This is a genomic window from Flavobacterium branchiicola (assembly GCF_018383905.1).
Taxonomy (GTDB): domain Bacteria; phylum Bacteroidota; class Bacteroidia; order Flavobacteriales; family Flavobacteriaceae; genus Flavobacterium; species Flavobacterium branchiicola.
In genome coordinates, this window is record NZ_JAGYWA010000032.1 from 1 (window position 1) to 337 (window position 337).

Annotated in this window: 1 rRNA gene; it reads left to right on the top strand. The window is 41.2% G+C overall.

Going from position 1 to position 337, the window contains the following annotated elements:
• The first annotated feature begins 220 nt into the window (after positions 1-220).
• Positions 221-330 (top strand): 5S ribosomal RNA (gene rrf / locus KHA98_RS22800).
• The last annotated feature ends 7 nt before the right edge of the window (positions 331-337 follow it).

Consider the following 337-nt stretch of genomic DNA (forward strand, 5'->3'; position numbering starts at 1 on the left):
TCATAGTCGAGTAGTACTAATAATCCGTAAGCTTATGTACACCCTTTTCTCTCCCGTCCAAAAGACGGGAGAGAAGAAACTTTCTAAATAATAAAAACCTTTCTTTATCTCAGTATGTTAAAATATTTGCTCGACGCGAGCAGTCTTTAAGTCGAAAGATTAAAGTCAAAAGTCGAAAGACTTTACAACTTTAAGACCTTAGACTTTAGACTAACAACCTTAAGGTGGTTATTGCGGCGGGGCTCACCTCTTCCCATCCCGAACAGAGTAGTTAAGCCCGCCTGCGCAGATGGTACTGCAGTTATGTGGGAGAGTATGTCGTCGCCTTTCTTTTGAA